Source organism: Streptomyces sp. NPDC060209, from assembly GCF_042728155.1.
Classification (GTDB): Bacteria; Actinomycetota; Actinomycetes; order Streptomycetales; family Streptomycetaceae; genus Streptomyces.
On sequence record NZ_JBHWZS010000398.1, the window covers coordinates 1 to 6,903 of the forward strand.

The 6,903-nt window shown below is 67.4% G+C and carries 5 protein-coding genes and 1 pseudogene; 3 read left to right on the forward strand and 3 right to left on the reverse strand.

Features of this window, described 5'->3' with window-relative positions:
- The first annotated feature begins 148 nt into the window (after positions 1–148).
- Positions 149–1,417: pseudogene (locus tag ACFWFI_RS39390) on the forward strand (IS256 family transposase).
- 75 nt (positions 1,418–1,492) lie between these two features.
- Here ACFWFI_RS39390 and ACFWFI_RS39395 read toward each other — a convergent pair.
- From ACFWFI_RS39395 to ACFWFI_RS39405, 3 genes are all read right to left on the reverse strand, one after another.
- The gene (locus ACFWFI_RS39395; protein ID WP_387400243.1) at positions 1,493–3,046 is read right to left on the reverse strand and encodes an IS4 family transposase; all 1,554 of its coding nucleotides are present in this window, start codon (positions 3,044–3,046) and stop codon (positions 1,493–1,495) included.
- A gap of 458 nt (positions 3,047–3,504) precedes the next feature.
- On the reverse strand, positions 3,505–3,900 hold the full coding sequence (locus tag ACFWFI_RS39400) for a transposase (RefSeq protein WP_387400234.1): 396 nt from the start codon (positions 3,898–3,900) through the stop codon (positions 3,505–3,507).
- A gap of 274 nt (positions 3,901–4,174) precedes the next feature.
- Positions 4,175–5,035 carry a helix-turn-helix domain-containing protein gene (locus tag ACFWFI_RS39405; RefSeq protein WP_387400236.1) on the reverse strand — a complete coding sequence of 287 codons (861 nt, stop codon included), beginning with the start codon at positions 5,033–5,035 and terminating at the stop codon, positions 4,175–4,177.
- Positions 5,036–5,201: 166 nt separating this feature from the next.
- Here ACFWFI_RS39405 and ACFWFI_RS39410 point away from each other — a divergent pair, with 166 nt between their 5' ends.
- Positions 5,202–5,894, forward strand: coding sequence for an SDR family NAD(P)-dependent oxidoreductase (locus ACFWFI_RS39410; protein ID WP_387400239.1), 693 nt, complete (start codon positions 5,202–5,204; stop codon positions 5,892–5,894).
- A 29-nt stretch (positions 5,895–5,923) separates the two neighbouring features.
- Positions 5,924–6,769 carry an NAD(P)H-binding protein gene (locus ACFWFI_RS39415; RefSeq protein ID WP_387400241.1) on the forward strand — a complete coding sequence of 282 codons (846 nt, stop codon included), beginning with the start codon at positions 5,924–5,926 and terminating at the stop codon, positions 6,767–6,769.
- Positions 6,770–6,903 lie beyond the last annotated feature (134 nt).

The window sequence follows — 6,903 nt, forward strand, 5'->3', positions numbered from 1 at the left end:
CTGCCAGGTTGTGGCCCGCGCGTACTTGCGCACGGTGCGCCGGTTCAGTCCGAGCTCGCGGGCGATGGAGTGATAGCTGCGGCCGTGGGCGGTGTGCGTGTCGCTTGCCGAGGCCGGTGAGAGCGCCCAGGGTGCCGACGTGAAGTCGATGCCGGTGTCCGCGAACGGACTGTCCGCCGAGTTGCTGGAAGAGCTGGCCGCGCTCGCGACGGAGCGGACCGCCGAGGGCGGGCTGCGGCTGATGGGCGAGAACGGAATCCTGCCCCGAGCTGGCCCAGCACCTGATGCAGGCCGCGCTGGAGGCCGAGATGGACCAGCACCTGGCCGCTGAGGCCGGGCAGCGCGGCGGGCGTGGGTCACGCTCGGGCGGCAACACCCGTAACGGCTACCGGGCCAAGAAGGTCATGACGGAAGTCGGCCCGGTCGTTGTGCAGGTCCCCCGGGACCGGCTGGGCACCTTCAGCCTCAGGCTGCTGCCGAAGTACGCGGGCGGACCGGCGCGCTGGACGAGATGGTCCTCTCGCTGACCGCGAAGGGCCTCACGTCGGGGGAGATCGTCGCGCACCTCGCCGAGGTCTACGGGATGACAACGACGAAGGAGACCGTCTCCACCATCACCGACAAGGCCCTGGAATCGATGGCGGAATGGCGCACACGTCCTCTCGATCCGGTCTACCCGGTCGTCTTCGTCGACGCCGTCCACGTCAAGATCCGTGACGGGCACGTCGCCAACCGCCCCGTCTACGTGGCGATCGCGGTCACCGCCGACGGCTACCACGAGATCCTCGGACTGTGGGCCGGCGACGGTGGCGAGGGCTCCAAGTACTGGGCCACCGTGCTGACCGAGATCAAGAACAGAGGCGTCCGTGACGTGCTGATGCTGGTCTGCGACGGTCTCTCCGCCCTGCCCGACGCGGTCAACACGGTCTGGCCGCGGACCGTGGTGCAGACCTGCGTGGTCCACCTGATCCGCAACAGCCTGCGCTATGCCTCGCGCCGGGACTGGGCCGACGTCGCCCGCGACCTCAAGCCCGTCTACACCGCCGTCAACGAGGAACAAGCCCGCGCCCGGCTGGAGGAGTTCGCCGAGAAATGGGGCAAGAAGTACCCCTCGATCACCGGAACGTGGGAACGGGCCTGGAGCGAGTTCGTGCCCTTCCTCGGCCTGCCCGACGCAATCCGCCAGGTCGTCTACACCACCAACGCCATCGAGTCCCTCAACGCCCGCTACCGGCGAGCGGCCCAAGCCTGCGGACACTTCCCCAACGAGACCGCCGCCCTCAAACGCCTCTACCTGACCACCCTCGCCCTCGATCCCACCGGCCGCGGCCGCCAGCGCTGGAACAACCGCTGGAAGACCGCCCTCAACGAGTTCGACGTCCTCTTCGACGGCCGCCTTACCGCCACCCGAGCGTAGGCCGATCAGCCCACCGAAGAACCCGTAGGCCAAACAGACGATCTACACCTGATTCCTGATAGACCCTTTCGCTGGTCACGCAAGTGAGGCTGGGGACCATGCTGTTGCGGCGTAGAGGCCGGGGCCGAGTTTGTGGATGAGGCCGCTGGCGGCCCATCGGTTCCGTTGTCTGTACATGGTTTCCAGGGTGACATCGCCGAAGTGGGCGGCGATCTCACGGGGTTGCCACAGACGCGTGGGGTCTTCCTGGAGCAGGGCCAGGATGCGGTGTCGGCGCCGTGCGGAAGGACTGGCGTGTCGGTCGTCCCGGGAGGCCGTGGGCAGCGCAGGTTGATCCACGGGTTCGATGACGGTGACGTCGAGGCGGGTGACGGTGTGGCTTGTGCCGAGCCGGCCGTCGGCGTGGCGCTCGCTGTAGCGGGACATCGGTGACTTGACCTTGCGGGTGCTGACCCGTTGCCGGCGGGTCGGGAGCAGACCGGTCAGGATCCAACGGCCGATCAACCCGAGGAGAGTGTCCCGATCGGTGTCGGCGGTGACGATGCCGTTGGCCTGGATCACCTGGGCGCGGGCGGTGTGGAGCGTGATGCTGAAGCAGCAGCGGTCCGGGTCGGTGCCGGGGAGGGACTCTGCGGCAGTGACCATCACGGTGCGTAGGGCCTGGTAGAGCGTGAGCAGGGCCCACATCTCCTGCTCGATGCCTGCCGGGTCGCCCGAGCGCAGGTTGCGGCCGTTCATGATGGTGTGGCGGAGCGCGTAGTACGCCGATTCGTGTTCCCACCGCTGGTGATAGAGACCCACCAGCGCGGTGGCGGGGTGACGGCGGGCGTCGGTCAGGGTCGTGACCAGTCGGTAGGACCCGGTGAAGGATGTGGCGTCCGCGCAGGTCACGGCGATCTGTGCGTCGATGATCCGCACTTTCACGGTGCCGATCACCGACAGGTAGGAGCCGTCAGTGAGGCGTGTGAGGACCGGCGTGCGCCGGTTGCTGCGGAGCCGGCCCAGGACCTGGGCGCCGGTGTCGGTGACCGTCGCGAGGAAGGCATTGCTGTCGAATCCCTTGTCCCACAGCACCAGCATGTCCGGCCGCAGCAGATGCAGCAGCCGGCCGGCGTAGCTCGTCTTGCCCTCGGCGGTGGAGCCGAACACCGCGCCGACCAGAGCCCGGGTGCCGGTCTCGACCAGCGTCATCAACTCCAGCGTCGAATAGCCATGATGCGAAGTCCTGCCCAGCCAGGCCCGGTTCCGCTCGGAATCGGGAACCCTCAGCGAACTGCAGCCGTCGAACGACACCATCCGGTACGAACTGAAACGCACACCTGGCGTCGTCGGCTGGGCCAGCAACCCGGCCAGCACTTCGAACAACGCCCGTACTGGCGCGCTGCCGATCCGCCGGCGCAGGTCACGCAACGCCTTGGCCGACGGACAGACGACCGGCATCCCGGACAGACCTGCGGTCAGCTTGTCCCAGACGAGGCGGTAGCCGACCTCGGGGAACAGGCACATCGCCAGCAGGAAGTAGACCCCGACCCGCGACGGAAGATCACGCAGCCGTTTCTGCACCGTCCTCGTCTCCGCAAGGACCGCGTCTACCAGCTCAAACGGCACGACCGCCGTCAGCTCCCCCAGATGCCCAGGAGTGAACCGCCCCCCCGGCCACGGTGACCGTTCGGGTGATGGCCGTCAGCGCAGACGGCAGGACACAATGACGGGGCAACGGAGCTCCTTTGGGACAAGCTGTCTTGGTCGACTGCCTGTACCAACGAGCTCCGTTGCTCTGCGTCGGGAATCCTTCAACTCACCTGCGTGACCTGCGAAAACGCTAACTACCCTGCCTTGGGCCTTCCCCCGCGAAGGTGGACACGCGTCGGGGGTGGTTATGCGGCCAGCGTGAGCTTATCGGACTCCTGTTGGCCTCGATCCGTCAGCAGGGTTCGGTCGCTGAGTGGCTCGGCAGTTCGCCCGTAATATCCCCCGCTGGTCAGGGTGGGCCGTCGCGTGACGCTGCGGCCGCGCCGGGGTTCCACGTCTCCCGGGGAGGTGCAGGTCTCCTCCGCTCTGGTCTTCGTCGGGATCGGCCCGGACCGTCAGATGACAGCCGGAAGTCTGCAGAGCCGCTGCCAGCAGGTGGTGAAGGTGTCGGCCCAGGGCCAGGTGGCCTCGATGCGGAGCCAGCGGCGGCGGGCGTGTTTCGTGAGGCGGGCGGGCACGTGGTAGAGGTGAAAGCGCAGGGTGTCGATCTCGGCATCGGCCAGGTCGCCGACGTCGTGCAGGCTCAGGAGCCGCACCCAGGCGTCGAGGTCGGCGGCCAGGTTCGCGGCGAGCATCCAGCCGCAGTTCACATCCCAGGACTTGGACGGGAGATTGTGCAGGCCCATCGCCTTGTTCGTCCGCACCCGGTCTTCCACTTCTGCGTGATCACGGTGCAGGGCGTCGAGAAACTGCGGCTGGTGGGAGCCGGCGATGCCCCTGATAGCGGCCACGGCAAAGTCCTGGTACGCGGCCAGTCGAGTCCAGGCTAATGGCCACGGAAAGTCCCAATGGGTGGCCGTTGACAATTGCGCTCGGCGGCTCACGCGCCCTGAATAGGTCCCGTCGGCCCGAGGCTCCTGTGCCGCTTCGTCCTCAGCCGCTCCGGCTGACGATCAGACCGCATACGCTCACCGCCAGGACCTCCGTTGCCTCCACCGACTCCGCCAGCTGGTACGTGGCCTGGGCGGGGGTAGGTGTCGGCGAGCAGTCCCGGTGCCTTGCGTGCTATTCGCCCTCGGGCGAGGCGGGTGCTGGCATGTTCTCGCTGGCCAGGACGGATAGCAGGCGCAGTTTGCTGTCCGCCTCGCTGCCGGGGTCGGCGGTGAAGACGACGATGCGGACGTCTGAGCCGTGCGCGGAGAGGACGTCGCAGTCCAGCTCAATTGGCCCGATCGGGGGGTGGTCGATTGTTTTGCGCGCGGTCTTGTGGTGTCCGACGGCGCCGCCTGCCCACAGCGTCGCGAATTCTTCGCTTCTCCTGCATAGCTCGTCGATCATTTCTTTGAGCTCGCGGTCGGCCGGGTAGCGTCCGGCGACATCCCGCAGGTCGGCCACCATCGACGTCTTGTGCTCGTCGGGGTAGGGATGGCGCACGGAGACGACTTGTTCGATGAAGGTCATCCAGATGATGTTCGCGGTCCGTCCGCGCCGCCCCCGCCAGTCGACCCCTGTCAGGGCGGGCCACAGATCGTTGTGGCCCAGGTGGGTCCAGGCAGCATCGAACACGGCGATTGGAACGTCACCCAGGCGATCGATGAGCCGCTGCACGCTTGGGCCGATGCGCTGGGGCACCAGGCCCTCTCGGTCGGAGGCCAGCCCGGCCAGGCGGCAGGCCAGCTCGTACTCGGCCGGGGAGAGCCGCAGCGCCTCGGCAAGTGCCCGCAGCACGGGGCCGCTGGGGTGCGCACGCCCTTGCTCTATGCGCTTGATGTAGTCCGGGGAGATCAGCGCCAGCGCGGCGACTTCCTCACGGCGCAGCCCCGCGGTGCGGCGCGCGCCCGTTTGGGGTGGCAGTCCCACCTCGCTGGGCTGCAGCCGCGCGCGCCAGGAACGCAGTAGGACGGCCAGCGTCGGGGTCTCGTTCATGACTCCATTGTCGGCCACCGTCACACCCGCCCGGCCCGGAGAACGCTTTTTCATCCTGGCACAAACAGGGCCAGGCTCCTGGCACGCGTTCGCCCAAGCAGGGAGATCTAATGGATGGCGGGGGCGGTATCGGAAAGGGTGTTTCATGAGTGATGCGGAAATAGGAATGCCTATTGCACTGGTCACCGGAGCGAACAAGGGCATCGGCCTGAAGACGGTACGTCGCCTTGTTGACCAGGGATTTCACGTATACCTGGGGGCCCGGAACGCGGAGCGCGGGCGGCCCGCAGCGGACAGCATCAAGGCGCAGTTCCTGCAGGTCGACGTCACGTCGGACGAGTCGGTTCAGCAGGCCATCGCATTCATCCAAAAGGAGCACGGCCGCCTTGACGTGCTTCTCAATAGCGCCGGCATCGGAGGCCCGCGGCGTGAGCCGCAGGATTACACCGCCGACGATATGACCGAGGTGCTGATGACGAACGTCGTCGGTTACATGCGCCTCATTCACGCGTGCCTGCCACTGCTGGGGAAGAGCAGCAATCCGCGGATCGTGAACGTTAGCAGGGGACTCGGATCATTCGCGCTGTTCCACGCCCCGGACCGCATCGAATCCCGCGCCGGCACGGTGCCGTACGCCGCGTCCAAGGCGGCGATCAACATGATGACCGCCCGGATGGCGCGTCTGCTACCGCAGATCCACATCAACGCCGCCGACCCCGGCCAGACCGCCACCGACCTGAGCGGCGACCAGGGTCACTCGATCCAGGACGGTACCGACGCCATCCTCGCCTTCGCTCTTGCCGGCCCCGACGGGCCCAGCGGCACCTATGCCGACCGCGCCGGCGAACTCCCCTGGTAGTCAAACCACTTCGTAAAGGAACCACACGCATGATTCTCGTCACCGGAGCCACCGGAAACGTCGGCAGTGAACTCGTCAAGCAGCTCGTCGACGGCGGCCACGACGTCCGCGCCTACATCCGCAACCCCGACAAGGCCAGCCAGCTGCCGGACGCGGCCGAGATCGCGATCGGCGACCTCGACGACAGCGAAGCCCTCCACGAGGCGGCCCAGGGAGTCGATGACATCTTCTTCATGCAGGCCGCCCCGCTCCCCGCCCAGGCACAGTCCGTTGTTGACGCCGCCAAGGCTGGCGGAGTGACCCGGATCGTGGTGCTTTCCTCGATCGGCACCGTCATCCACCCCCGGCCGGTCATCGGCGAAATGATCAACACCCGCGACGACGTGCTCCGCGACTCGGGGATCGCAATCACCTACCTGCGGCCCAACACCCTGTCCACGAACGCACTGTGGTGGAAGGACAGCATCAGCGGTGAAGGCAAGGTCTACGACCCGACCGACCCGGGCCTGACCTCGCCGATCGACCCCTACGACATCGCTCGCGTCGCAGCCACCGTTTTGACCGAGAGCGGCCACGAAGGCCACGGCTACATTCTCAACGGACCCGAGGCGCTGAGCGCCAGGGAGCAGGTCGAAATCCTCGCCGACGTCCTGAGCCGCGAGATCGAGTTCGTGTCCGTCACTCCGGAGCAGTTCGCCGAAACCAACATCGAGCGCGGCACCCCCGAAGGACAGGCACGCGGCCTGCAGAACCTGCATGAGCTGTTCCGCGCCGGACGCTCCGGCGTCCTCGCCGACGACGTACAGAACCTCACCGGCATCGCACCGCGCACGTTCCGCCAGTGGTGCGAGCAGCATCGCGCCGACTTCAGCTGACACCACAGGAGTGGTGCAGCACCGAGCGGAAGACCGCGCCTCCCGTCGACGAGGCGGCATGAACGCCGGCGGCCTGTCCGTCAGTGGGGGTATGCGCAGCGACGCCCGGCTCTGACAGTTGCATGGGTCTGCCG